The sequence below is a fragment of the Pseudomonas beijingensis genome (assembly GCF_030687295.1).
GTDB classification, from domain to species: Bacteria; Pseudomonadota; Gammaproteobacteria; order Pseudomonadales; family Pseudomonadaceae; genus Aquipseudomonas; species Aquipseudomonas beijingensis.
Genome location: NZ_CP117425.1, coordinates 2,888,485 through 2,911,628 on the forward strand (window position 1 = coordinate 2,888,485; position 23,144 = coordinate 2,911,628).

Sequence of the window (23,144 nt, forward strand, 5' to 3'; positions counted from 1 at the left end):
GTTAAGGTTTACGGTTGTGACGATGGCGATCGCGCCAGGCGCGCCACCAGCCACCGCTGAGAAAGAACCGTGGAAAAGTCAGGAACTGCTCCACCAGCAGGCGTGACACGGCATCCTTGCGATCGCTGAACGGTTCGGAGGCCTGGGCCTCCAGGCTGTGTCCGTGACGCTGCAAGCCGAGCGCCGCGAGCAGGCCGATGATGCCGATGGCGACATCGCCCAGGCTCAAGCTGAACACCCCCGACACAATCAGCAGAAACGCGATGATGAACAGCGGCACGGCAATCAGGTGCAACACCAGGTTGGTGGGGTGGCGATGATTGTCGGGGTAGGCGCGCCATTGCCAGGCTGGAAGATTGGGGTGACGTTTGCCCATGATGCTATTCCTTGAACGAAACCGAATAATCCAAGGATAGGTCCGGGCGGGCGGGGCGGCGAATGGCGGTTGGCTATCGAGGCGATAGGTGGCCATACAGTTTTGCTGTTGTGGCGAGGGGACTTGTTTGTGGGAGCAAGGTTGTGGGAGCAAGGCTTGCCCGCGATAGGCGCAATACGGTCTTTGGTGAACCGAGGTGCCTCCATCGCGGGCAAGCCTTGCTCCCACAGAGGGAGTTTCCTCACCACAGGGAGTCAGGCAAGCCAGCGCTCTACAGTTTCAACTGCCCAATCGCCTTGCTCAACTCCCCCGCCAACGTCGCCAGTTCATGGCTGGTGGTGGCTGAGTCGACGGTCTGGCGCACGGTGTTTTCGGTCACGTCGCGAATACTCACCACCGCCCGGTTCATTTCCTCGGCGACGTGGCTTTGCTGCTCGGCCGCGACAGCGATCTGGGTGTTGCTCTCGCGCATTTGCGCCACCGCTGCGGTGATCTGGGCCAGCGCGTCGCCGGCCTCGCGGGCCTGTTGCACGCAATCGTCGGCCTTGAGCGAACTCTCCTGCATGAAGTCCACCGCGTCCCGAGTCCCGGCTTGCAAGGCCGAAACCATGGTGGTGATTTCATCCGTGGAGGCCTGTACCCGCTTGGCCAGGTTGCGCACCTCGTCGGCCACCACGGCAAACCCCCGGCCCATTTCCCCGGCCCGTGCGGCTTCAATGGCGGCGTTCAGGGCCAGCAGATTGGTTTGCTCGGCGATGCTGTGGATCACATTGACCACGCCGTTGATCTTCTGACTGTCTTCGGCCAGGCGCTGGATCATTTCGGCAGTCTGCTGCACCCCCGACGACAACCCGGTGATCGACTGCTGCACCCGGCCGACCACTTCGTGGCCGTTGCCGGCCAGGGTGTCGGCGGTTTTCGACAGGTCGCGGGTGGCGCCGGCGTGCTGGGCGATGTGATAGACAGTGGCAGACATCTCGTTGATCGCCGTGGCTGCCTGATCGGTTTCGCTTTGCTGGCCGAGCATGCCGTGGCGCACATCGTTCATGCTCGACGCCAGGCGCGCCGCACCACTGTCCAACTGCCGGGCAGTGCTGGCTACGGTGTCGACCACCCGTTGATAACCGGCCTGCATGGCGTTGAACGCTGCCGCCATCTGGCCCACCTCGTCCTTGCAGGCCAGGGGCACGCGGGCGGACAAATCACCGGTTTTTTCCACATGCAGCATCACGTCTTTAAGCGTGTTGAGTTGGCTGAGCAAAAAGCGGATCAACAGCTGCGACGCGCCCAACATCGCCAGCATCAACACGAATACCGCCACGGCGTATTGGCTGAAGCGTTCACCGAACACTTGGCCCAGGCTTGCACCATGGGCCAGCACCGCGATTTGCTGGCCGTCACCTCGACGGATCACTTGGGCGCCCAGCAGCGGATTGTCGCCCAGCAGCGGCCCTGCATCGAGTTCGACCCAGCCCTCGGCCTGCACCAGCGAAGGCAACGATTGTTCGTGGAGCATCGGGATCTGGTCGCGCTGGAATGCCAAGAGGTTGTCGGCCTTGGGCAAAGGTTGTCCGACAGGCCAGGCATCGAGCACCTGTGCCTGGGCCTGGGCGTTCGCCTGGGCTGCGTGGTTGCGCGCCTGCTGTTCGAGATGCACGGCGTAGAGCACCAGCAGCAAGGTGGTGATAAAGGCGACCGCATTGACCGCCCAGAATTTGTATTTCAACGAGATATTGCTAAGCCAGGCACCCATGGAAGGTTTTCTCTGATAGCGGAAACAGCATTGGCAAGGTGCCATTATTCTGCCGCTATTCAGGTGCCGGGATTTTGATGTGGGTCAACAGACAATATAGGTGCCGGGGATTTTGATATGGACTAACAGACCACACAGAGCCCAGGGTTTTGATGGAGCCAACAGCCAACACAGGACCCCTTGTGGGAGCGAGCTTGCTCGCGATAGCGGTGGGTCAGCTTGCACATGGGCCGACTGATACACCGCTATCGCGAGCAAGCTCGCTCCCACAGGGGGTCATTGCCACAGGGCTCATTTGGTCAGGAGAGGGTGGGCAATCCAAAAAACGCCCGGGCGCAGGCGCTGCTGTGAGCTGCCAGATCCTCCTGGGTTTCGCCCCGGTGCAAGGCCACTTCACGCAGAACCTCCGTCAGGTAGGCCGGCTCGTTGCGCCCATTCTTGGGTTTTGGCCGTAGCGTGCGGGGCAGCAGGTACGGCGCGTCGCTTTCGAGCATCAGCCGACCACAGGGTATTTCGCGCACCAGCGGGTGCAGGTGCGTGCCCCGTCGTTCGTCGCAGATCCAGCCGGTGATACCAATATGCAGGTCGAGATCGAGGTAGCTGAACAGCGCCTTTTTTTCACCGGTGAAGCAGTGCACCACGGCCGCTGGCAAGTGATCGCGAAATTCCCGAAGGATGTCCAGCAAGCGCTGGTCGGCGTCGCGTTCATGCAGGAAGACCGGTAATTGCAACTGAACCGCCAGGGCGAGGTGTTCCTCCAGGACCTTTTCCTGCTGGGGACGTGGAGAGAAGTCGCGGTTGAAATCCAGTCCGCATTCCCCCACCGCACGCACGCGGCTGTGCATCAGCAGATCCTTGAGGTGCCGGGCGCTGTCGGCTGTCCACTCGCTGGCGCTGTGAGGGTGAATGCCGGCGGTGGAAAACAGCCGTTCTCCAGTGTCGTCGAGCTGTTGGCACAATTGCAGGGCCTGTTCACTGCCCTCGATGCTGGTGCCGGTCAAGACCAGTTGGCAGACCCCGGATGCATAGGCGCGCTCAAGCACCGCCTGGTGTTTGTCGGCGAAACTGGGGTTGGTCAGGTTGACGCCGATATCGATGAGTTGCATGGTGCTACCTCGGCCCAAAGGCCGGAAAGCATATCAGAGCTGTAGATTTATAAGAAAAGCCAAGAACTACAACGAGTTGAGGCTGTCTGTTAAGGCCGCGAGACACATCGGGTTGGTATAACAGCCATCACTGTGCCAGTCTTCCGCACTTTTTCAGCGTCTCAGGCGCTCTGTTTCTGTCGACTCAGCCTCGTTTTTCACGGAGGCGGTCGGCAGTATTCCTTCCGGAGAGTGGATGACACGTCCCCAGGTATTGTTACTGTTGTGTTGTTCGCTGCTGTTGCCGATGCCGGCCGAAGCGCGGCTGCCCGGGCCGGTGCAGGCCGTGGCGCCGGGCACGGTGCGCGACCTGGCGCAGATCCGCGGCAGCCGTGTGTTGAAGGTGCTGGTCAACCAGAGCCGCAACAGCTCCGGTGAAGTCCAGGGGCAACCCATTGGCGTCGAATACCATCGGTTGCGCGCCTTCGAGCAATACCTCAACGGCCACGCCCGTGACGGCCAGGAAATCACCCTCAAGATCATTCCCAAGGCCAAGGACCAACTGCTCGGTGCCTTGCAGCGCGGGGAGGGCGACCTCGTCGCACCGGGTGAGCTGCTCGAGCCCCAGGCCGGCCATGCCGTCAGCGCCAGCAATCCGATCCGTACCGACGTGCCTTTGCTGTTGGTGGGCATCAAGGGCGAGAAGCGCTACACGCGCGTGGAGCAACTTTCTGGCAAGACCCTGGCCCTGCCCAATGGCAGTGCGGCGGGGGATGCCGTGAGCCAGATCAACCAGAAGCTGGCGCTGCTCAAGTTACCGCCGGTGAAAGTCGAATGGGTCGATCCCTCCCTGGCTGTGGAGGATGTCCTGGAGATGGTCCAGGGCGGGATTTTCCATTTGACCATCGTCGAGCAACCCATCGCCGAGCGCTGGGGCAAGATCCTGCCCAAACTGCGCTTCGACCGTCAGGTGTTGATTGGCGAACCGGGTGACGAGTATTGGTTCGTTCGCCGTGACGCCGCCATGCTGCGGGCGAGCATCGACCGATTCCTGGCGACCTATAAGGTGCCCTCCAACCAGGACGCGGCCTTCCTGCGTATCTATCGGCGTTTGTACCAGGTCCACTATCCGCTGGCCCGGGCCAATCGCCAACGCCTGGAAAAACTGCGCCCGGTGCTGCAAAAACACGCCGATGCCCAGGGCATGGATTGGCTCAACCTGGCGGCCCTGGCCTTCAAGGAGTCAGCCCTGCAACCCAATGCCCGGAGCGGCTCAGGCCCCACCGGCCTGATGCAGATCACCCCGGCGGCGGCCCAGCGGGTCGGGGTCAATAACATCCAGAACCTGGACGCCAATGTGCAGGCCGGCGCCAAGTACCTGGCCCTCATCCGCCGCAAGTTCTTTGCCAGCCCCAAGCTCAATGAGCGCGAACGCATGGCCTTCGTCCTGGCGGCCTACAACATGGGCCCCGAGCGCGTCCAAGGCATGCGAGCCGAGGCCCGGCGGCGGGGACTGAACCCCAACCAATGGTTTTTCCAGGTTGAGCGTATTGCCATGGAGCAGGTGGGAATGGGCGCCGTCAGCTATGTTAATAGTGTGAATAAGTACTACCTGGCATTTGATCGTGAACGGGAGTCCTTGGAACCGAAGGAGCAAAAGGTTGCATTGCGTAAGTGATCGAATAAATTGATTTGTATTACGGATTTTTTCCGCTTTTAACATGAATTTTATTGATTAATATAGCGGCCAACTCCCTACTACTTCCAAGGAATGACCTTATGAGCACTTTCATCAACAAAGTCCTGTTCACCCGCGCCGGCTATGGCTTGACTGTCCTGCGCATCGCCGTCGGTGTCATATTTGCCGCCCATGGCGCGCAGAAACTCTTTGGCCTGTTCGGTGGCTACGGCCTGGCAGGCACGGCGCAGTGGATGGAAAGCATCGGCCTGACCCCGGGCTATGTGATGGCGACATTGGCGGGCGGTACCGAGTTTTTCGCTGGGCTGGCGCTGATCATCGGTCTGCTGGCGCGTCCTGCGGCGCTGGGCCTGGCGCTTGTGTCGCTGGTGGCGATTTTCTCCGTGCACATCGGTAACGGCTTGTTCATGGCCAACAATGGTTATGAGTTCGCCCTGGCGTTGCTGGCGGGCAGTATTGCCGTGCTGATCGAAGGGGCGGGCAAGTTGTCGGTGGATCGCGCCATCGCAGGTTGATTGCTCGATTTGAACCTGAGGCTCGTCTTGTACGTAAAGCTGTTCACTTAGGAAAAACGGTGCTTCTTTCAGAAATGGGAAGCGCCGTTTTTTTGGGTTTTTTTGAGAGTGTTCGGTGACGGGTTGCTTTGGTGTGTATATCCATTTTTTGCGTAACGGCTACTTAGGGTTCCGCTTTTACAGCGGGTCACTTTTGAAGAGCCCGGAAGCCGGCCCAGTCAAAAGTAACCAAAACGCTTCTGCCCCACCACTCGGAGCCTCGCCTAGGCTCGGTATGCCTGAACGAAGGCATTGCTCCGTGGGCCGCCGCGAAGGGCCATCCATGGCCCAGCGCGGCTACCTCGGCATCCATGCCGAGGTGCCCACTACGCAACACCTTCGTTCAGCCAGCGTGGTTAACGGGGCGCCCGAGATCAACGTCCACCGCGAGGCGGCCTGATAGCCGACCTGGTTCTGGGTGAAACCGCATTTCTCCTGTGGGAGCGGGCTTGCTCGCGAAAGCGGAGTGTCAGCCAATGAAGATGTTGGATGTGCCAGCCTCTTCGCGAGCAAGCTCGCTCCCACAGTGGTTCTGTGTCGGACATAAATTTGTGTTCACCGGAGATCCAGTGTGGGAGCGAGCTTGCTCGCGATGGCGGTGGTTCAGCCACATAGATGCCGGCATGAGCCCCGCTTTTGCTTTGCTTTTGATCTGGACGCCCCGTTAAACCACGCTGGCCGAACGCAGGCATTGCGCAGTGGGCATCCCGGCATGGATGCCGGGATAGCCGCGCTGGGCCATGGATGGCCCTTCGCGGCGGGCCCACGGAGCAATGCCTTCGTTCGGGCATGCCGAGCCTAAGCGAGGCACCGAGTGGTGGGGCAAAGCGCTTTTGGTTACTTTTGGCGCTTTTCCAAAAGTGACCCGCTGTAAGAGCGGAACCCTAAGTAGCCGTTACCTAAATAACGGATATACACACCAACTCACACCTCTCGGAACAGATAATCAGAAAACAGCATTACCGTCTTGCGCGGCCTTTTTTATGGGAAGTGATTCTTGACACTGGCCAGTCAGCTTCTCTAGGATGCCGCTCATGCGCCGATTTAAACAGCTACTTGCGGGGCGCCAGGTGACTCATCAAGTCGCCGATAGAAGCCGAAAAGACACGGCTTCGAAATACCGCTAAAGCGCTGGTTCGGTGTTGCCTCTCACCTGCCATGCAGACTTTTGAGGCAGAGACACGACACAATGAACGCACCCAGTCCCCTTGTACGTCTTGCGCCAATCACGGCGAACCTTGTGCAACGCAACCCGAAAATTCTCCTGGGCGGCACTCACCAGCCAACACTCTTGCGTTACCTCGACGGCTGGCCGCGTCGCAACCACGGGCCTGCTGCATTCCTGATCCAGTTTGTCGAAGACGGTGAGTCACTGGCGCGTTTTGCCAATGACAGCTTCGACCTGGCTGTCATCCAGTCCCCCAGCGCAGCGGACGCTCCTGAAATAATCCGGCACCTGACCCGTGTCGCACGGCAAGGCTTGATCACGCGCCGCTGAGGCGCGATTACGGATACGCGATGTCGACGATGTAGACCCGTTTCTCGCCTGTGGGCGTCTGGACGCTGACCTCGGCGTCCAGGGCCTTGCCGATCAGTGCCCTGGCCAACGGCGAGTCGATGCTGATCAGGTTCTGTTTCAGGTCCAGCTCATCCGGGCCGACGATGCGGTAGCGTGATTCCTTGCCGTCCTCATCTTCGACCGTGACCCAGGCACCGAAATACACCTTGTTCGGATCGCTGGGTTTTTCACTGACCACTTTGAGCGCCTCAAGGCGCTTGGTGAGGAAGCGCACGCGACTGTCGATTTCCCGCAGCATTTTCTTGCCATAGGTGTATTCGGCATTTTCCGAACGATCACCCTGGGCCGCCGCCTCGCTGACCGCCTGGGTCACCTGCGGACGGCGCACGTGCCACAGCTCATGGAATTCAGCACGCATCCGCGCTTCACCCTCGGGGGTGATCAGCGCGGTGCCGGCAGTGCGGGGTGGGCGATAACGGCTCATGGCAACTTCTTGTGATAGCGAAGCCGGGAGTCTATCAACCCTCGCGCAATACTGTCAGCGGGCTGGCGTTGAGCGCCCGACGGGTGCCGAACACCCCGGCTGCGCCGATCAACAAAGCCCCCAGCAGCGGCAATACCAACAGCCATGGATGCGGATGCCAGGGCAGGTCGAAGGCGTACCGGTAAAGCACCAGGCTCACCAGCTCCGAACCCAGGGCCGCGAGCAGGCCACTGACCGCGCCCAGCAGGCCGAACTCGATGCGCCGGGCCTTGACCAACAGGGGCCGTTCGGCGCCCAGGGCGCGTAACAGCGCGCCTTGGCGAATCCGTTCGTCGAGGGTCGCCTGCAGGCCGGAAAACAGCACCGCCATCCCCGCCGCCAGCACAAACAGCAACACGTATTCCACGGCCAGGGTCACCTGGGCCAGGATGCTGCGCAGTTGTTCGAGCAGGGCCTCGACTTGCAGGATCGTCACCGCCGGAAAGGCCCGGGACAGGTCGACGATCTGTTGGTCGTGACCCGGCGCCAGGTAGAAGCTGGTGAGGTAGGTCGCCGGTAAGTCCTTCAGTGTGCCGGGCTGGAAGATCATGAAGAAGTTGGGCTGGAAATTGTCCCAGTTGATTTCCCGCAGGCTGGTGACCTTCGCTTCACGGTTGACGCCGCCGACATTGAAGACCAGGCGGTCGCCCAACTTGATCTTGAGGTTCTCGGCCACTTTGCCTTCCACCGAAACCCCCGGGACATCGTCCGGAGGTTGCTGCGGCCACCAGGTCCCGGCGGTGACGACGTTGCCCGCCGGCAGGTCCGCGGCCCAGGTCAGGCTCAGGTCGCGTTGCAGCGCCCGGTCACCCGCTGAATCCTTGGTGACGAACTCCTTGGCCGGTTCGCCATTGATGCTGATCAGACGTCCGGGGACCACAGGGTAGAGCGGGGCCGATTGCGCCGACAGTGCCAGCAGCTTGTCGGTGAAGGCCTGCTTGTCGTTGGGCAGGATGTTCAGGGCGAAATAGTTCGGCGCGTTTTTGGGCAACTGGTTTTGCCAGGTGTCCAGCAATTCACCGCGCAGCAGCGCGATCAATGCCATGGACAGCAGGATCAGGCCGAACGCCAGGGCCTGGCCGGCCGCCGCCAACGGATGGCGCAGCAGTTGGCCGAGGCCCAGCCGCCAGGGCAGGGCGGCGCGGGCCAGCAGGCGACGCAGGCTCTGGAGCAGCAGCAACAACAAGCCGCCGAGCACCAGTGCGGCAACGACGCCACCACCCAACAAGGCGAAGGTCAGGACCAGGTCCAGGCTCAGGCGCCACATGATCAGGCCCAAGGCACCCAGTGCCGCACCGTAGATCACCCAGGAGCTGGAGGGGATCGGCAGCATGTCCCGGCGCAGCACGCGCAATGGCGGCACTCGCCCCAGCGCAGCCAGTGGCGGCAGGGCGAACCCCGCCAGCGCCACCAGCCCGGTGCCGATCCCGGCAATCGCCGGCAGCAGGCCGCCCGGCGGAACGGTGGTCGGCAGCAAGTCATGCAGCAGGGCGAACAGACCCAGTTGGGCGACCCAGCCGAGCAGGGCGCCGCTGATACTGGCGAGCAGGCCCAGCACCGTCAATTGCAGGCTGAACAGCACCATGGTTTCCCGGCGTGACAGGCCCAGGCAACGCAGCAGCGCGCTGGCATCGAAGCGTCGGGTGGCAAAGCGGTTGGCCGAGAGCGCGACAGCGACCCCGGACAGCAACACCGCCACCAGGCTGGCCATGTTCAGGTAGCGCTCGGCCTTGCCCAGGGCGCCGCCGATCTGGCGGTTGCCGTCGCGGGCATCCTGCAGGCGCTGGTTGGGTTCAAGGCCAGGCTTGACCAGATCGCGATAGGTCTGCAGGGCCGGCGCCGGGCCGCGCCACAGGTCGCGATAGCTGACACGGCTGCCCGGTTGCACCACGCCGGTGGCCTCCAGGTCCTTGAGGTTGATCAGCACTCGCGGGGTGAGGCTGTAGAAGTTGCCGGCGCGATCCGGCTCATACGTCAGCACTCGGGCCAACCGCAGGGTCTGGTTGCCAACGTCGATGCTGTCGCCGATCTTCAGGTCCAGTGCCGTCAGCAGGCGTGCCTCGACCCAGGCCTCGCCAGGGTTCGGACGTCCGCCGGTTTCTTCCGGCGCGAATGGGGCGGGGGTGCTTTTCAGCTCTCCGCGCAGAGGGTAGTTGTCATCGGCGGCCTTGACGCTGGACAGCTGGATGCCATTGTCGGTGGCCACGACACTGGAGAACTCCACCACCCGGGCGTGTTCCAGCCCCAGTTCGGTGCCGCTGCGGATCTGCTCAAGGCGGGCCGGCGAGCTGCCTTCGAGCAGCAGGTCGGCACCGAGGAATTCGGTGGCGCGCATCATCATCGCGCCGTTGAGGCGGGCACCGAAGTAACCGATGGCGGTACTCGCCGCCACGGCCACCAGCAAGGCAAAGAACAACACCCGCAACTCACCGGCGCGGGCATCGCGAAGCAATTGACGGACAGCGAGACTGAACAGGCGCAACAGCGGCAAACGTGCCATCAAGGCTCCAGAGGGGCGACCATCTCGCCGGCTTCAAGTCGGATCAGGCGCCGGCAGCGATGGGCCAGGCGTTCATCATGGGTGACCAGCACCAGGGTCGTGCCGCGTTCCTTGTTCAGTTCGAACAGCAGGTCGCTGATGCGTTCGCCGGTGTGGCTGTCGAGGTTGCCGGTGGGTTCGTCGGCAAACAGCACATCGGGCTCGGCGGCAAAGGCGCGGGCAATCGCCACCCGTTGCTGCTCGCCGCCGGAGAGCTGGCGCGGTGAATGGGTCAGGCGCTGGCCCAGACCGACGCGCTGCAACAGTTGCGTGGCGCGTTCGCGGGCATCCTTGCGGCCGTCCAGTTCCAGCGGCAGCATGACGTTTTCCAATGCATTGAGGCTGTCGAGCAACTGGAACGACTGGAAGACGAAACCGACATGCTCGGCACGGATCCGCGCCCGCTGATCTTCATCCAGCGCGCTGAGGGCCTGGCCGGCGAGCGTGACTTCGCCGCTGCTGGGCAGGTCGAGGCCGGCCAGCAGGCCCAGGAGGGTGGATTTGCCGGAACCGGACGCGCCGACGATGGCCAGGCTGTCGCCTTTGTTCAGTTCCAGGCTGAGTTCGTGCAGGATGGTCAGTTCACCTTCCGCGCTGGCGACCACTTTGCTAAGGTCCGTCGCGGTGAGAATGCTTGAGCCCATGGAGAATCCGATGCGTGTGTGGTTTTTGAGTGCCGGCCTGGCCTTGATGTGCATGGCCCAGAACGCAGCGGCGGGTACAGTCCTGATCGTTGGCGATAGTATCAGCGCGGCTTTCGGCCTGGATACCCGGCAAGGATGGGTGTCGTTGCTCGAACAACGGCTCAAGGCCGAGGGTTTTGACGATAAAGTGGTCAATGCCTCCATCAGCGGAGACACCAGCGCCGGAGGTCAGGCGCGGCTGCCGGCGCTGCTTGCAGCCCATAAACCGGACCTGGTGATCCTGGAGCTGGGTGGCAACGATGGCTTGCGCGGACAACCGCCAACACAATTGCAACAAAACCTTGCAGCGATGATCGACAGCGCCCGCGCCAGCGGTGCCAAGGTGCTTTTGCTGGGCATGCAATTGCCGCCCAATTACGGACGCCGCTACACCGAGGCCTTCAGCCGGGTCTACAGCACCCTGGCCGAGGAGAAAAAAGTCCCGCTGGTGCCATTTTTCCTCAAGGACATCGGGGGCGTTCCAGCCATGATGCAAGCCGACGGATTGCACCCGTCCGTCGCAGCCCAGGACAAGTTGCTGGAAAATGTCTGGCCGACGCTCAAACCGCTGCTTTGACGCTTTTCTACCGGCGGGCTTTCGGCTAATGTGGCGCCCCCGATTTGGAGCCCCCGATGCCGCGTCCCGCCTGGTCCCTGTTTGCCTACCAACTGATCGAGCCTGACGAGCAGCTGGATCTGTTCGCCTGCCAGGAAGTACGGGTGCACCTGGTAACCCGGCAACTGGAACTCGGTGGCTCGGCCGACCGGACCCTCTGCGGCAGCCTGCTGCCGGCCCAGCCGCGCTGGTCCAGCGTCGATCGCAAGATTTTCCAGGATCATCGCCTGTGCTCGCTGTGCCGGGCGATCCTGGAGTCCCAGAAGCGCGGCACCTCGCCAATCTGGCCGGAGCTGCGGTTCGAGTTGTAATCCCTTGCTCCAGTGTGGGAGCGAGCTTGCTCGCGATGAGGGCGGCACATTCAACACTAATGCCAGCAGACCCTCCGCTATCGCGAGCAAGCTCGCTCTCACAGGTTTCATTTCAGTTCCAGACATGCTGCGCATCGGACGCCTGCGTACCGCTCTCCCCGAAATAACAGGTGGCAGTGTACAATCGCCGTTTTCATACCCCTGTTCGATCTGCGAAGGATTTCCCGGATGTTGCCGCGCTTGCCTGCCGTCGCCCGCTGCCTGTCTCTTGCCGCCTTGTGTATGGCGGGCCCCGTTGCCGCACTCGAGCTGCCTCTGCCACCGCCGGGTGAAGACATCATTGGCCAGGTGCAAGTCATCAAGGCCAAATACGAAGACACCTTCGCCGACCTGGGCACTACCTATGACCTGGGCTACAGCGAGATGGTCGCCGCCAACCCGGGGGTCGATCCCTGGTTGCCGGGCGCTGGCACCGAGATCGTGCTGCCCACTCGCTTCATCCTGCCGCCGGGCCCGCGCGAGGGCATCGTGATCAATCTGGCCGAGTACCGTCTCTACTATTTCCCCAAGGGCCGGAACGTGGTCTACACCTTCCCACTGGGGATTGGCCGTGAGGGCTGGGGTTCGCCGATCGCCCACACCAGCATCATCGCCAAGACGCCGAACCCGACCTGGACGCCGCCTGCCTCGATCAAGGCCGAACACGCCGCCGACGGCGACCCGTTGCCGAATGTCGTGCCCGCCGGCCCTGATAACCCGCTGGGGCCTTTCAAGTTCACCTTGGGTACCCCGGGCTATCTGATCCACGGTTCGAACAAGAAGTTTGGCATCGGCATGCGGACCAGCCATGGTTGCTTCCGGATGTTCAACAACAACGTACTGGAAATGGCCGGCATGGTGCCGGTGGGCACGTCGGTGCGGATCATCAACGACCCCTACAAGCTGGGCTTGAGCGGTGGCAAGGTGTACCTGGAAGCGCATACGCCGTTGGACGACAAGGGCAACCCATCGGTGGTGGACAAGCACACCGCGGTGATCAACGCGATGCTCAAGCGTGAAGACATCACCAGCAACCTGCGCATGAACTGGGACGTGGTGCGGGACGTGGTGGCGGCCGAAGATGGCCTGCCGGTGGAAATCGCTGTCCCCAATACCTCGGCACCGATGGTCTCGAGCGCGCCGATCGATTTACAACAGTAAAAACCTCGAAAGCAACCCGCCGACGTTTCGCGATGTCGGCGGTTTTTTTATCGCCTGCTAAAACACCAGGCAATAAAAAGCCGACCCAAAAATGGGTCGGCTCGATAACAATCCCGAAGGACTATTACTTGCGGCTAGCTTTTTCCAGCATGCGCAGAGCACGCTCGTTAGCTTCGTCAGCAGTCTGTTGTGCTTTTTGAGCAGCAGCCAGAGCTTCATCAGCTTTACGGTAAGCTTCGTCTGCACGAGCCTGGGAGCGAGCTGCTGCGTCTTCGGTAGCAGTCAGACGTGCTTCGGTTTCTTTCGATGCGCTGCTGCAACCGGTAGCCAGAACTGCGGCCAGGGCCAGAGCAGAGAATTTCAGAACGTTGTTCATCGGTTTCCCCTTCAAGGACTTTCTATTAGTGACTGTCTCCCCAGACTGAGGAGTTAGCCGGCGTACATACTACCCATTACTTGTAGTAAGTAAACTGACGTAGCGCAAGAAGCAAAAAAATTGTAGGCGGTGATTCTTTTTCGAGCAACTTTTCTTAGGCGTGTTGAAAAAATATACAGCCCCAAGCCCTTGGCTGGAGCGCGTCGACGAAGAAAAGTTCCGCGGCCTGGGAGAACTCTTGCAGCCCTCGCTAACGTCGTTGTTTATTGATTAACCTACACTTTTGTACATTTTTTGTGCAGCGCCCCAGGCATCTTTGTTGGTATTGGCGGTGACTTTAACTACGCGCGCTCGTCTCAAGACTCAACAACTGGCGATGTTCAGCTATTGCACCGTGATCGACTACAGCGCGACGATGGCGCTCAATCGATAAACCCGACCAGGTTTACCCCTTCGATGACAGGCGTGCCTTGAGCATTTGCGTCATTGGTGCCTACTATTCACGACGTGCTCGGGTTTGAGCGGATCGTTTTTGGCGCTCGGTGACCAGGAAGGCACGGGGTGGCGTAGATGTTCCTTCGCCGGAAAAACATCGGTAAGGTAGGGGTCGGCATTCAGACCCGCGAGGAGTAGTGATGAGCGAGGCGGTTACCATCCACCATGACCAGGCTGGTCATCAGTTCGAGACCAATGTGGACGGTCATCGTGCCTATCTGACCTACATGGACCTGGGCAAGCAGACCCTGGATATCTATCGTACCTTCGTGCCCAACGCCTTGCGTGGCCGGGGCATCGCGGCGGCGCTGACCGAAAGGGCGCTGCAGTACGCTGAAGAAATGGGCTACACGGTGATCCCGTCCTGCTCCTATGTGGAGCGTTACATGGAGCGTCACCAGCGGCACGCGGCGAAGCTCTGAGAAAACGGATTCCCCATAAAAAAACGCCGGACTGAAAAGTCCGGCGTTTTTTTATGCGTTGCTTTTTATGCGTTGAAGCAGGCCCGATCAGCTGCGCTGACGCTTCGGCAGCACGTCCTTGAGCTTGGCGTGCATGCTGCGCAGGGTGTTCTCGGTCGCGCTCCAGTCGATGCAGGCATCGGTGATGGAGACACCGTACTGCAAGTCGGCGAGGTCTTTCGGGATCGCCTGGCAGCCCCAGTTCAAGTGGCTTTCGACCATCAAGCCGATAATCGACTGGTTGCCTTCCAGGATCTGGTTGGCCACGTTCTCCATCACCAGTGGTTGCAGCGCCGGGTCCTTGTTGGAGTTGGCGTGGCTGCAATCGACCATGATGTTCGGCTTGATCTTGGCCTTGTTCAGCGCCTGCTCGCACAGGGCGACGCTGACCGAGTCGTAGTTCGGCTTGCCGTTGCCACCGCGCAGCACCACGTGACCGTAGGCGTTGCCCTTGGTGGTGACGATCGACACGCCACCTTCCTGGTTGATACCCAGGAAGCGGTGCGGGCTGGAAACCGACTGCAAGGCGTTGATCGCCACGGTGAGACCGCCGTCGGTGCCGTTCTTGAAGCCCACCGCCGACGACAGGCCGGAGGCCATTTCGCGGTGGGTCTGGGATTCGGTGGTGCGCGCGCCGATGGCCGACCAGCTGATCAAGTCCTGCAGGTACTGCGGCGAGATCGGGTCGAGGGCTTCGGTGGCGGTGGGCAGGCCCATTTCCGCCAGGTCCAGCAGCAACTGGCGACCGATGTGCAGGCCGTCCTGGATCTTGAAGGAGTCATCCAGGTACGGGTCGTTGATCAGGCCTTTCCAGCCGACGGTGGTCCGAGGTTTCTCGAAATACACGCGCATGACCAGATACAAGGTGTCGGAGACTTCCGCGGCCAGCACTTTCAAGCGCTCGGCGTATTCGTGGGCGGCCTTGATGTCATGGATCGAGCAGGGGCCGATGACCACGAACAGGCGATGGTCGGTGCCGTCCAGGATGTTGCGAATGACTTCCCGGCCCTTGGTCACGGTGCGCAGGGCAGCGTCGCTCAGGGGAATATCGCGCTTGAGCTGGTCAGGCGTGATGAGGGTCTCGTTGGAGGCGACGTTAAGGTCATTGATCGGTAAATCAGCCATCGTGTTACTCGTCAGGTCACGGGTGCCGGCCGCCAGCGATCCCCGCGCGGCGGTGCACAGCGGATTTTAAGCGCGTCGGGGAGCCGAACCTTATCGCGTTACGAGGTGGCTCGACAATGGGCTGGGACGGGTTTAATGCCCTATAGGCTGGGGAAAGGGCCTTGGAGACGGCTCTGTGACAGATTCGTGAGCAGATGTAATGAAGATTGCATGCCATGCTGCTCGCACTGATAGTGTGCAGGGGCTTTTACCAGGAGAGTTGCAACGATGCAGGCAGGGGTTAAACCGCGGATCGGGATGATCGGCACCGGGGCGATTGGCGGGTTTTATGGCGTGATGCTGGCCCGTGCCGGTTTTGACGTGCACTTTCTACTGCGCAGCGAATTTGCTGCCGTGGCCGAAGCCGGTTTGCGCATCGACAGCGCGGTCTATGGCGCGCTGGCCCTCGACCCCGTCCAGGCCTATCGCTCGGCGGCCGACATGCCGCCTTGCGACTGGCTGCTGGTCGGCGCCAAGACCACCAGCAATGCCGACCTGGCTCCGGCCATTGCCCAGGCGGCCGCTGATGGGGCAAAAGTCCTGTTGCTGCAGAACGGCCTGGACGTCGAGGACAACCTTCGACCGTTGCTGCCCGATTCGTTGCACCTGCTGGGTGGCCTGTGCCTGATCTGCGTGCATCGCGTCGGCCCGGGCGTCGTCGCCCACCAGGCACTTGGCGCGGTCAACGTCGGTTATCACAGCGGTCCCTGCGCCGATCAGGCACAACGCATGGCGATCGTCGAAGAGGCGGCGATGCTGTTCCGCAGCGCTGGTATCGAAGCCCAGGCCATGCCTGGCCTGCAACAGGCCCGCTGGCAGAAGCTGGTGTGGAATGTGCCGTACAACGGTCTTTCGGTTCTGCTGGGCGCCAGTACCACGCCGCTGATGGCCAACGACCATAGCCGCGAATTGATCCAGGCATTGATGGCGGAGGTGGTCCGCGGTGCGCAAGCCTGCGGGCATCACATCGCGCCGGGTTACGCCGAGTACCTGTTCACGATGACCGAGAAGATGCCCGATTACTGGCCGAGCATGTACCACGATTATTCCCACAAACGTGCGCTGGAGGTGGACGCGATCTACGGCCGGCCATTGGCGGCGGCGAAAGCGGCAGGGTGTGAGCTGCCGAAAATCGAGGCCTTGTATCAGGCGTTGGCGTTCATGGATCGCAATAACCGCTGAGCGGGGCGAAAGGGGGAGCGGCATGGTAAACAACATCGACGACAAACTGGTGCTGGCGATTTCGTCGCGGGCGCTGTTCGACCTGAGGGAAAGCCACAAGGTGTACCTGTCGAGTGGCGTCGAGGCCTATCGGCAATACCAGATCGAGCATGAAGACGAAGTCCTCGCGCCGGGGGACGCCTTCGCTCTCGTGCAGAAACTGCTGGACCTCAACGAACACCTGGGACGTGCCCGGGTCGAGGTGATCCTGGTGTCGCGCAACAGTGCCGACACCGGCCTTCGGGTGTTCAACTCGATTCATCATTACGGGCTGGCGATTTCGCGCGCGGCCTTCGTCGGTGGTCGCAGTCCTTACCCGTACCTCAAGGCATTCGGCTGCGACCTGTTCTTGTCCACCCACGCTGAAGACGTGCGCAGCGCCCTGGACGCCGGGTTTGCCGCGGCGACCATCCTGTCGGGTGGGGCCAGTCGTGCCGCCAGCGGGGAATTGCGCATTGCGTTCGACGGTGATGCGGTGCTGTTTTCCGACGAGTCGGAGCGTGTCTATCAGGCTGGGGGGCTGGAAGCCTTCCAGGCCAGCGAGCGACAGTCTGCCCGAGAGCCGCTGCGGGGCGGGCCGTTCAAGGGCTTCCTGGCGGCGCTCAATGCGCTGCAGCGCGAGTTCCCCGAGGACGCTTGCCCCATTCGCACGGCACTGGTGACGGCCCGTTCGGCACCGGCCCATGAGCGGGTCATCCGGACCTTGCGTGAATGGGATATCCGTCTGGACGAGTCGTTGTTTCTTGGCGGCCTGACCAAGTCGGCGTTCCTGGAGGCCTTCGCCGCCGATGTGTTTTTCGATGACCAGACCGGCCACTGCGAACTGGCCCGGGAGGTGGTCGCCACCGGTCACGTGCCTCATGGCATCAGTAACGAAATAAAGCCCTGACGTCCTCGAGGCCGGGACGTCAGGCCGCACGTCGCAGTCTCCAAGGCGCTGCTAAGCTGAATCAATCTCCGCCATTCTGGCACGCGAGGAGGTCACATGATTCGTTCGATGCTGTACGCCACAGACCTGGGTCTTTATGCCCCTTATGTGATGCAGCATGCCTTGGCGCTGGCACGGACGTTTGAAGCCGAGTTGTATGTGGTGCATGCGGTAGAACCGATGGGGCTGTTCGCCGAATCGGTGTTGCAAAGCTATCTCGACGAGCAGGCGCTGAACGAATTCCATCGCCAAGGTCTGAATACGGTGATGGCCAATATCGAGCAGCGGGTGCTCGACAGTTTCCGTGAGGAATTGGGAGAAGGGCAACAGGACTTGAAACTGATCAAGTCGGTCAGGGTGTATCAGGGCGACCCTTCCCAGGTCATCCTGGAACAGGCTGCGAAACTCTCTGTGGATTTGCTGATCGTAGGCAGTCATTGCCAAGGAGCGAGCGGTGAAACCCCTTTGGGCAGGACCGCCGCGCGGGTATTGCAGTTATCCCGGGTGCCGGTCTACCTGGTTCCCCTGGTGCAGCGCCGACGCCAGGGTGAGGCTTGAGGCTAAATGATGGCGTTTTATAAAAAGTTCTAGATTTATTGTCGAAACCTTCCATATAGTTATATACCGTCGCTGATGCCCGTGGCGTCCAACTGCTTTGAGGGATACATATGAAGCTTCAACAACTGCGCTACATCTGGGAAGTGGCGCACCACGACCTCAACGTTTCCGCTACTGCCCAAAGCCTCTACACGTCGCAACCCGGCATCAGCAAGCAGATCCGCCTGTTGGAAGACGAACTGGGCGTCGAAGTCTTCGCCCGCAGCGGCAAGCACCTGACCCGCGTGACCCCGGCCGGTGAGCGTATCATCACCACGGCTGGCGAGATCCTGCGCAAGGTCGAAAGCATCAAGCAGATCGCCCAGGAGTTCTCCAACGAGAAAAAAGGCACCCTGTCGATCGCCACCACCCACACCCAGGCCCGCTATGCGCTGCCGCCGGTGATCAGCAATTTCATCAAGCAATACCCCGACGTGGCGCTGCACATGCACCAAGGGTCGCCGATGCAGATCGCCGAGATGGCCGCCGACGGCACGGTGGATTTCGCCATTGCCACCGAGGCCCTGGAGTTGTTCGGGGACCTGGTGATGATGCCGTGCTACCGCTGGAACCGCTGCGTGGTCGTGCCCCAGGGACATCCGTTGACCAAGCTGCCGAAGCTGACCCTCGAAGCCCTGGCCGAATACCCGATCGTGACCTACGTGTTCGGTTTCACCGGTCGTTCCAAGCTCGACGAAGCCTTCAGCCATCGTGGCCTGACGCCGAAAGTGGTGTTCACTGCCGCCGACGCCGACGTGATCAAGACTTACGTCCGCTTGGGCCTGGGCGTGGGCATCGTCGCGAAAATGGCCGTCGATACCAAGCTCGACAGTGATCTGGTGGTGTTGGATGCCAGCGAGTTGTTCGAGTCCAGCGTGACCAAGATCGGCTTCCGTCGTGGCACCTTCCTGCGGGGTTTCATGTGCGATTTCATCGAGAAATTCGCGCCGCACCTGACCCGGGAAGTCATGGCCAAGGCCATCCAGTGCCACAACAAGCAGGAACTCGAAGAGCTGTTCGACGGCGTCGAACTGCCGGTGCACTAAAAGCGTTACCTGCCTAAATCGCCTCGGTGACAGCGAACTGTTGCCGGGCGCCCGCGACCACGATCTCGACTTCATCCCCTTCGAACTTGCCGAGCAGGCCTCGGCCCAGCGGTGAGCGAGGGGTGATGACGGTGATCGGCTGACCCACCAGCGAAACCTTCAAGCCGGCCGCATCCGGCCCGAGGAAGAGCCATTGCTGGCGGCCGTCCTCATCTTCCAGCCCAATCAATGTGCCGACCTGAATACCGCGCTGCTCGTCGTAAGGCCTCAACGCCAGGTTTTGGCAAAGGGTGAGGGCCTGGCGGATTTCTTCCACGCGCCTGGCTTGTCCGGCGGCGAGGTAGGACGCCTCGAGACCCAGGGTGTCGTACTTGTTTTCGGCGATGTTTTCTTCGTGGGTCGCGGTTTCGTAGGCGGTCTGCGCGGCGCGTTCGGCGATGTCGAGATCAATCTTGAGCTTGTCGAGAATCAACTGGTGGACGGTCTGTTTGTTCATATCATTCGCAGAATTGCAGCACGTTGGCGCGGCTTTTTTCACTGGGCGCATTCTGGTCCTGTTGCAACCAGAACTGGCACTTGGGGTTGGACAGGTTGCGCGGATTGCTGCGGGCCTGATCAAGCGCCTGGCGCTGTTCGTTCCGTTGCAGGTTCTGCTGATACTGCTCGAACATCGGCGCGGGCGGCTCCGGCTCCGGGGCCGGTTGCACCGCCGGTGGTTGCGCCAGTTGATGGACGGCGGCGGCCACCGGTGCCAGTTGTTCGTTGAACAGGAATCTGGACAGCAGCCAGCCCGTCAACACGATGGCCAGGAACCCCAGCCACAGGCCCAGGGCAATGCTGAAGGTCAATTGCAAAGCCGTAAGGCGCGAGGGTGTCGAGTGATCGGGCATGGCTGCTTCCTGGCAGGGTCATGGGCAGGCGCTGATTGTCGCATGAAGATTAATCGCCGTCGGCTCTTCTGCGCGATCGGTTTATTCGGGACAATCAGGCCTTTGTCATGGGGAGTCGGGAATGGCTGTGCGCTGGGATATTTTTTGCACCGTCGTCGATAACTATGGCGACATCGGTGTCACTTGGCGCCTGGCTCGGCAATTGGTGGCCGAGCACCCATGTGCGGTGCGGCTGTGGGTCGACGACCTGCGTGCTTTCGAACGGCTGTGTCCGCAAATCGATATCACCCTGTCCGAGCAATGGCAGCAGGGTGTGCAAGTGTGCCACTGGCCTGCGGACTGGCCGTCCACCGAGGCCGCCGAGGTGGTGATCGCCGCGTTTGCCTGCCAGTTGCCGAGTGCCTACATGGAGGCGATGGCCGAGCGCCAGACAACGCCCTTGTGGATGAACCTCGATTATTTGAGCGCCGAAGACTGGGTGATCGGCTGTCACGGCTTACCGTCGGTCAAATACAAGCACGTGCAGAAATATTTCTTTTTCCCGGGCTTTCGGGAGGGAACCGGTGGCTTGCTGCGTGAGGCCGGTCTGCTGGAACGTCGTCGGCAATTTCAGCAGGATGCCGAGGCACAACGCCGTTTCCTGCAAGGCTTGGGCGTCGAGCGGGCACCGGAGACCTGCCTGATCTCGTTGTTTGCCTACGAGAACGAAGGTTTGGCGAGCTGGTTTGACGCGATGGCAACCGATGCCCAGGCGTTTCATGTGCTGGTCCCCGAAGGGCGGGTGCTGGGCGATGTCGAGCGGTGGCTCGGGGTCGAAGACCTGAAGGCCGGTGCGCTGCATCGACGCGGCGCGCTGACGGTGCAGGTGCTGCCGTTCGTCCGCCAGGATCAGTACGACCACCAATTGCTGTGGTGCTGTGATTTCAATGCCGTGCGTGGCGAAGACTCTTTTGTGCGCGCCCAATGGGCCGGTCGGCCGATGCTCTGGCATATCTACCAGCAGGAAGAAGATGTCCACCTGGAAAAGCTCGAGGCATTTCTCAGGCTCTACACCCAGGGGCTTTCGGAAACGGCGGAAAAAGCGATCAGCGGTCTTTGGCGGGCCTGGAATGCCGGCCAGGACATGGCCGAACATTGGAAAGCGACTCGCCAAGAGCAGCAGGAACTGGCCGAACATGCCCAGGCGTGGTGTCTGGAACAGGCCTCGCGACCCGATCTTGCCGCAGCGCTGGTGAAGTTTTATGGAAATTGGATATGATACGCGGCCTAGATTTTTGTAAATCCCATCCAAATTCGGATATTCGCAATGAAAACTGGTAAAGAACTGAAACCCGGGACCGTGATCCGTCTCGAAAACGATCCTTGGCTGGTTCAGAAAGCTGAGTTCACCAAGTCGGGTCGTAACAGCGCGATCATGAAGACCAAGCTGAAGAACCTGCTGACCGGTTACAAGACCGAGATCGTCTACAGCGCCGACGACAAACTGGACGACGTGATCCTCGACCGCAAAGAAGCGACCCTGTCCTTCATCAGCGGCGACACCTACACGTTCATGGACACCACTGACTACACCATGTACGAGCTGAACGCCGAAGACATCGAAAGCGTTCTGCCATTCATCGAAGAAGGCATGACCGACGTCTGCGAAGCCGTATTCTTCGAAGAGCGCCTGGTTTCCGTAGAACTGCCGACCACCATCGTGCGTCAGGTTGACTACACCGAAGGTTCCGCTCGCGGTGACACTTCCGGCAAGGTCATGAAACCTGCCAAACTGAAGAACGGTACCGAGCTGTCGGTTGCCGACTTCATCGAAATCGGCGACATGATCGAGATCGATACCCGCGAAGGCGGTTCCTACAAAGGCCGCGCTAAATAAGCAAAGTCTTGTGTAGAAAAAAAGCCCGACCATTGAGTCGGGCTTTTTTATTTGCGCTGCCTTCTGTTAGACCGGGGGGCAGCGGGAGCTTGTGTGGGAGCAAAGCTTGCTCGCGATACAGACACCTCGATTCCAGAGGCACCGCGCCGCTTTCATCGCGGGCAAGCCTTGCTCCCACAGCCCTCGCCACAAAGGCTCCGGAGCCCAGTTATTTCAAGTGCTGCTTGAGCTCTTCGGACGCCTGCAACATCGCCGAGCGCACCGCTGGCACCTGGCTGACCACGTTGAGCAAGCCATAGTCGTGGATCATGCCGTTGTAGCGCACCGCCGTGACGGGCACACCGGCCGCGTCCAGCTTGCGGGCATAGGCTTCGCCTTCATCGCGCAAGACATCGGCCTCGGCGGTCTGCACCAGCGCTGGCGGCAGGCCCTTGAGTTGTGCGGTACTGGCCCGCAGTGGCGAGGCATAGATCTCGCCGCGTTGCCCTGCATCGGTGGTGTAGTTGTCCCAGAACCACTTCATCATGTTTTTACTGAGGAAGTGCCCTTCGGCGAACTGGTTGTAGGACGCCGTCTCGAAGCTGGCATCGGTCACCGGCCACAGCAATGCCTGGAAACGGATCGCCGGTGTGCCTTTGTCCTTCGCCATCAAGGCCACGACCGCCGCCATGTTGCCGCCGACGCTGTTGCCCACCACGGCCAGGCGCTTGCCGTCGACGTTGATCTGCTTGCCGTGTTCGGCCACCCATTTCGTGGCGGCGTAGGCCTGGTTGATCGCCACCGGGTAATGCGCCTCGGGTGAAGGCGTGTAGTTGACGAACACCGCGACAGCACCCGAACCCGCCACCAGATCCCGAACCAGCCGTTCGTGAGTCGGGAAGTCGCCCAGTACCCAGCCACCGCCGTGGAAGAACATGAACACCGGCAACTCACCCTTGACCCCGGCGGGGCGAACGATGGTCAGGCTGATCGGCTGGCCATCGACCTGGATGGTTTTCTCGCTGACGTCGGCCTTGGGCAAGGTCAGTTTGACCCCCGCCTGGGCGCCCACCAATACGGCGCGGGCGTCCTTGGGCGACAGCTGCTCCAGTGGCTTGCCGGTGCCGGCGTTCAGCGCGTCGAGAAACGCCTGGGTGTTGTGTTCGACGATGCCGTCGGCGAAGGCACTGCTGACGCTGAGGGCGAGAAGGGTGCCGGTCAAGGCTTTGCTGAGCGTGTTCATGTGTAACTCC

General features: G+C 61.1%; 25 protein-coding genes. 14 read left to right on the plus strand and 11 right to left on the minus strand.

Annotation, left to right across the window (positions count from 1 at the left end):
• Position 1: 1 nt before the first annotated feature.
• The 3 genes from PSH84_RS13120 to PSH84_RS13130 all read right to left on the minus strand — a co-directional run bounded on the left by PSH84_RS13120 (position 2) and on the right by PSH84_RS13130 (position 3,235).
• Entirely contained in the window at positions 2-376 is a 375-nt protein-coding gene (locus tag PSH84_RS13120; RefSeq protein WP_122568918.1) for a terminase, read from the minus strand.
• 271 nt (positions 377-647) lie between these two features.
• On the minus strand, positions 648-2,129 hold the full coding sequence (locus tag PSH84_RS13125) for a methyl-accepting chemotaxis protein (protein ID WP_305470308.1): 1,482 nt from the start codon (positions 2,127-2,129) through the stop codon (positions 648-650).
• 299 nt (positions 2,130-2,428) lie between these two features.
• Positions 2,429-3,235, minus strand: coding sequence for a TatD family hydrolase (locus PSH84_RS13130; RefSeq protein WP_122568915.1), 807 nt, complete (start codon positions 3,233-3,235; stop codon positions 2,429-2,431).
• 235 nt (positions 3,236-3,470) lie between these two features.
• On the opposite strand from PSH84_RS13130, the gene PSH84_RS13135 reads away from it, so the two are divergent.
• From PSH84_RS13135 to PSH84_RS13150, 4 genes are all read left to right on the plus strand, one after another.
• Complete coding sequence (locus tag PSH84_RS13135) at positions 3,471-4,892, plus strand: MltF family protein (RefSeq protein ID WP_122568914.1); 1,422 nt, start codon at positions 3,471-3,473, stop codon at positions 4,890-4,892.
• A gap of 101 nt (positions 4,893-4,993) precedes the next feature.
• The gene (locus tag PSH84_RS13140; RefSeq protein ID WP_305483037.1) at positions 4,994-5,428 is read left to right on the plus strand and encodes a DoxX family protein; all 435 of its coding nucleotides are present in this window, start codon (positions 4,994-4,996) and stop codon (positions 5,426-5,428) included.
• A 274-nt stretch (positions 5,429-5,702) separates the two neighbouring features.
• Positions 5,703-5,867 (plus strand): hypothetical protein, encoded by a 165-nt coding sequence (locus tag PSH84_RS13145; RefSeq protein WP_163006873.1) that lies wholly within the window; start codon positions 5,703-5,705, stop codon positions 5,865-5,867.
• Between the two features lie 789 nt (positions 5,868-6,656).
• Entirely contained in the window at positions 6,657-6,965 is a 309-nt protein-coding gene (locus PSH84_RS13150) for a class I SAM-dependent methyltransferase (protein ID WP_122568553.1), read from the plus strand.
• A gap of 7 nt (positions 6,966-6,972) precedes the next feature.
• On the opposite strand, the gene greB is transcribed toward PSH84_RS13150, so the two are convergent.
• From greB to PSH84_RS13165, 3 genes are read right to left on the minus strand one after another with little or no spacing between them, the layout of a single operon-like run.
• Complete coding sequence (greB, locus tag PSH84_RS13155) at positions 6,973-7,470, minus strand: transcription elongation factor GreB (protein ID WP_003199337.1); 498 nt, start codon at positions 7,468-7,470, stop codon at positions 6,973-6,975.
• A 34-nt stretch (positions 7,471-7,504) separates the two neighbouring features.
• Positions 7,505-10,009, minus strand: a complete 2,505-nt coding sequence (locus tag PSH84_RS13160; protein ID WP_305470311.1) for an ABC transporter permease — start codon at positions 10,007-10,009, stop codon at positions 7,505-7,507.
• Positions 10,009-10,692, minus strand: coding sequence for an ABC transporter ATP-binding protein (locus tag PSH84_RS13165; protein ID WP_060738553.1), 684 nt, complete (start codon positions 10,690-10,692; stop codon positions 10,009-10,011). Before PSH84_RS13165 ends, PSH84_RS13160 begins: the two co-directional genes overlap by 1 nt.
• Before the next feature lie 10 nt (positions 10,693-10,702).
• Here PSH84_RS13165 and PSH84_RS13170 point away from each other — a divergent pair, with 10 nt between their 5' ends.
• From PSH84_RS13170 to PSH84_RS13180, 3 genes are all read left to right on the plus strand, one after another.
• Complete coding sequence (locus PSH84_RS13170; RefSeq protein ID WP_122568551.1) at positions 10,703-11,308, plus strand: arylesterase; 606 nt, start codon at positions 10,703-10,705, stop codon at positions 11,306-11,308.
• Between the two features lie 56 nt (positions 11,309-11,364).
• Positions 11,365-11,658 (plus strand): hypothetical protein, encoded by a 294-nt coding sequence (locus PSH84_RS13175; RefSeq protein ID WP_003199347.1) that lies wholly within the window; start codon positions 11,365-11,367, stop codon positions 11,656-11,658.
• A 228-nt stretch (positions 11,659-11,886) separates the two neighbouring features.
• The gene (locus PSH84_RS13180; RefSeq protein WP_060738551.1) at positions 11,887-12,858 is read left to right on the plus strand and encodes a L,D-transpeptidase family protein; all 972 of its coding nucleotides are present in this window, start codon (positions 11,887-11,889) and stop codon (positions 12,856-12,858) included.
• Between the two features lie 124 nt (positions 12,859-12,982).
• Here the strand turns inward: PSH84_RS13180 and oprI are convergent, their stop codons facing one another.
• Complete coding sequence (oprI, locus tag PSH84_RS13185; RefSeq protein WP_003183784.1) at positions 12,983-13,234, minus strand: outer membrane lipoprotei OprI; 252 nt, start codon at positions 13,232-13,234, stop codon at positions 12,983-12,985.
• Positions 13,235-13,869: 635 nt separating this feature from the next.
• Here oprI and PSH84_RS13190 point away from each other — a divergent pair.
• A complete protein-coding gene (locus PSH84_RS13190) occupies positions 13,870-14,151 on the plus strand; it encodes a GNAT family N-acetyltransferase (protein WP_053120470.1) in 282 nt (93 codons plus the stop codon).
• Between the two features lie 87 nt (positions 14,152-14,238).
• Here PSH84_RS13190 and PSH84_RS13195 read toward each other — a convergent pair whose 3' ends face one another.
• Entirely contained in the window at positions 14,239-15,315 is a 1,077-nt protein-coding gene (locus tag PSH84_RS13195; RefSeq protein WP_003183777.1) for a 3-deoxy-7-phosphoheptulonate synthase, read from the minus strand.
• 267 nt (positions 15,316-15,582) lie between these two features.
• On the opposite strand from PSH84_RS13195, the gene PSH84_RS13200 reads away from it, so the two are divergent.
• The 4 genes from PSH84_RS13200 to cysB all read left to right on the plus strand — a co-directional run bounded on the left by PSH84_RS13200 (position 15,583) and on the right by cysB (position 19,146).
• Positions 15,583-16,536 carry a putative 2-dehydropantoate 2-reductase gene (locus tag PSH84_RS13200; RefSeq protein ID WP_305483038.1) on the plus strand — a complete coding sequence of 318 codons (954 nt, stop codon included), beginning with the start codon at positions 15,583-15,585 and terminating at the stop codon, positions 16,534-16,536.
• A 22-nt stretch (positions 16,537-16,558) separates the two neighbouring features.
• Positions 16,559-17,464, plus strand: a complete 906-nt coding sequence (locus PSH84_RS13205; RefSeq protein WP_305470314.1) for a 5'-nucleotidase — start codon at positions 16,559-16,561, stop codon at positions 17,462-17,464.
• A 96-nt stretch (positions 17,465-17,560) separates the two neighbouring features.
• Entirely contained in the window at positions 17,561-18,061 is a 501-nt protein-coding gene (locus PSH84_RS13210; protein WP_014337270.1) for a universal stress protein, read from the plus strand.
• A gap of 110 nt (positions 18,062-18,171) precedes the next feature.
• Entirely contained in the window at positions 18,172-19,146 is a 975-nt protein-coding gene (cysB, locus tag PSH84_RS13215; RefSeq protein ID WP_003199376.1) for an HTH-type transcriptional regulator CysB, read from the plus strand.
• 13 nt (positions 19,147-19,159) lie between these two features.
• Here the strand turns inward: cysB and PSH84_RS13220 are convergent, their stop codons facing one another.
• Positions 19,160-19,642 carry a GreA/GreB family elongation factor gene (locus tag PSH84_RS13220; RefSeq protein WP_122568548.1) on the minus strand — a complete coding sequence of 161 codons (483 nt, stop codon included), beginning with the start codon at positions 19,640-19,642 and terminating at the stop codon, positions 19,160-19,162.
• Between the two features lies 1 nt (position 19,643).
• Entirely contained in the window at positions 19,644-20,036 is a 393-nt protein-coding gene (locus PSH84_RS13225; RefSeq protein WP_122568547.1) for a hypothetical protein, read from the minus strand.
• A 121-nt stretch (positions 20,037-20,157) separates the two neighbouring features.
• On the opposite strand from PSH84_RS13225, the gene earP reads away from it, so the two are divergent.
• Positions 20,158-21,294, plus strand: coding sequence for an elongation factor P maturation arginine rhamnosyltransferase EarP (earP, locus tag PSH84_RS13230; RefSeq protein ID WP_305483039.1), 1,137 nt, complete (start codon positions 20,158-20,160; stop codon positions 21,292-21,294).
• A gap of 48 nt (positions 21,295-21,342) precedes the next feature.
• Entirely contained in the window at positions 21,343-21,912 is a 570-nt protein-coding gene (locus PSH84_RS13235; RefSeq protein WP_003199385.1) for an elongation factor P, read from the plus strand.
• Positions 21,913-22,120: 208 nt separating this feature from the next.
• Here PSH84_RS13235 and PSH84_RS13240 read toward each other — a convergent pair whose 3' ends face one another.
• Positions 22,121-23,134 (minus strand): alpha/beta hydrolase, encoded by a 1,014-nt coding sequence (locus PSH84_RS13240; protein WP_305470316.1) that lies wholly within the window; start codon positions 23,132-23,134, stop codon positions 22,121-22,123.
• Between the last annotated feature and the right edge of the window lie 10 nt (positions 23,135-23,144).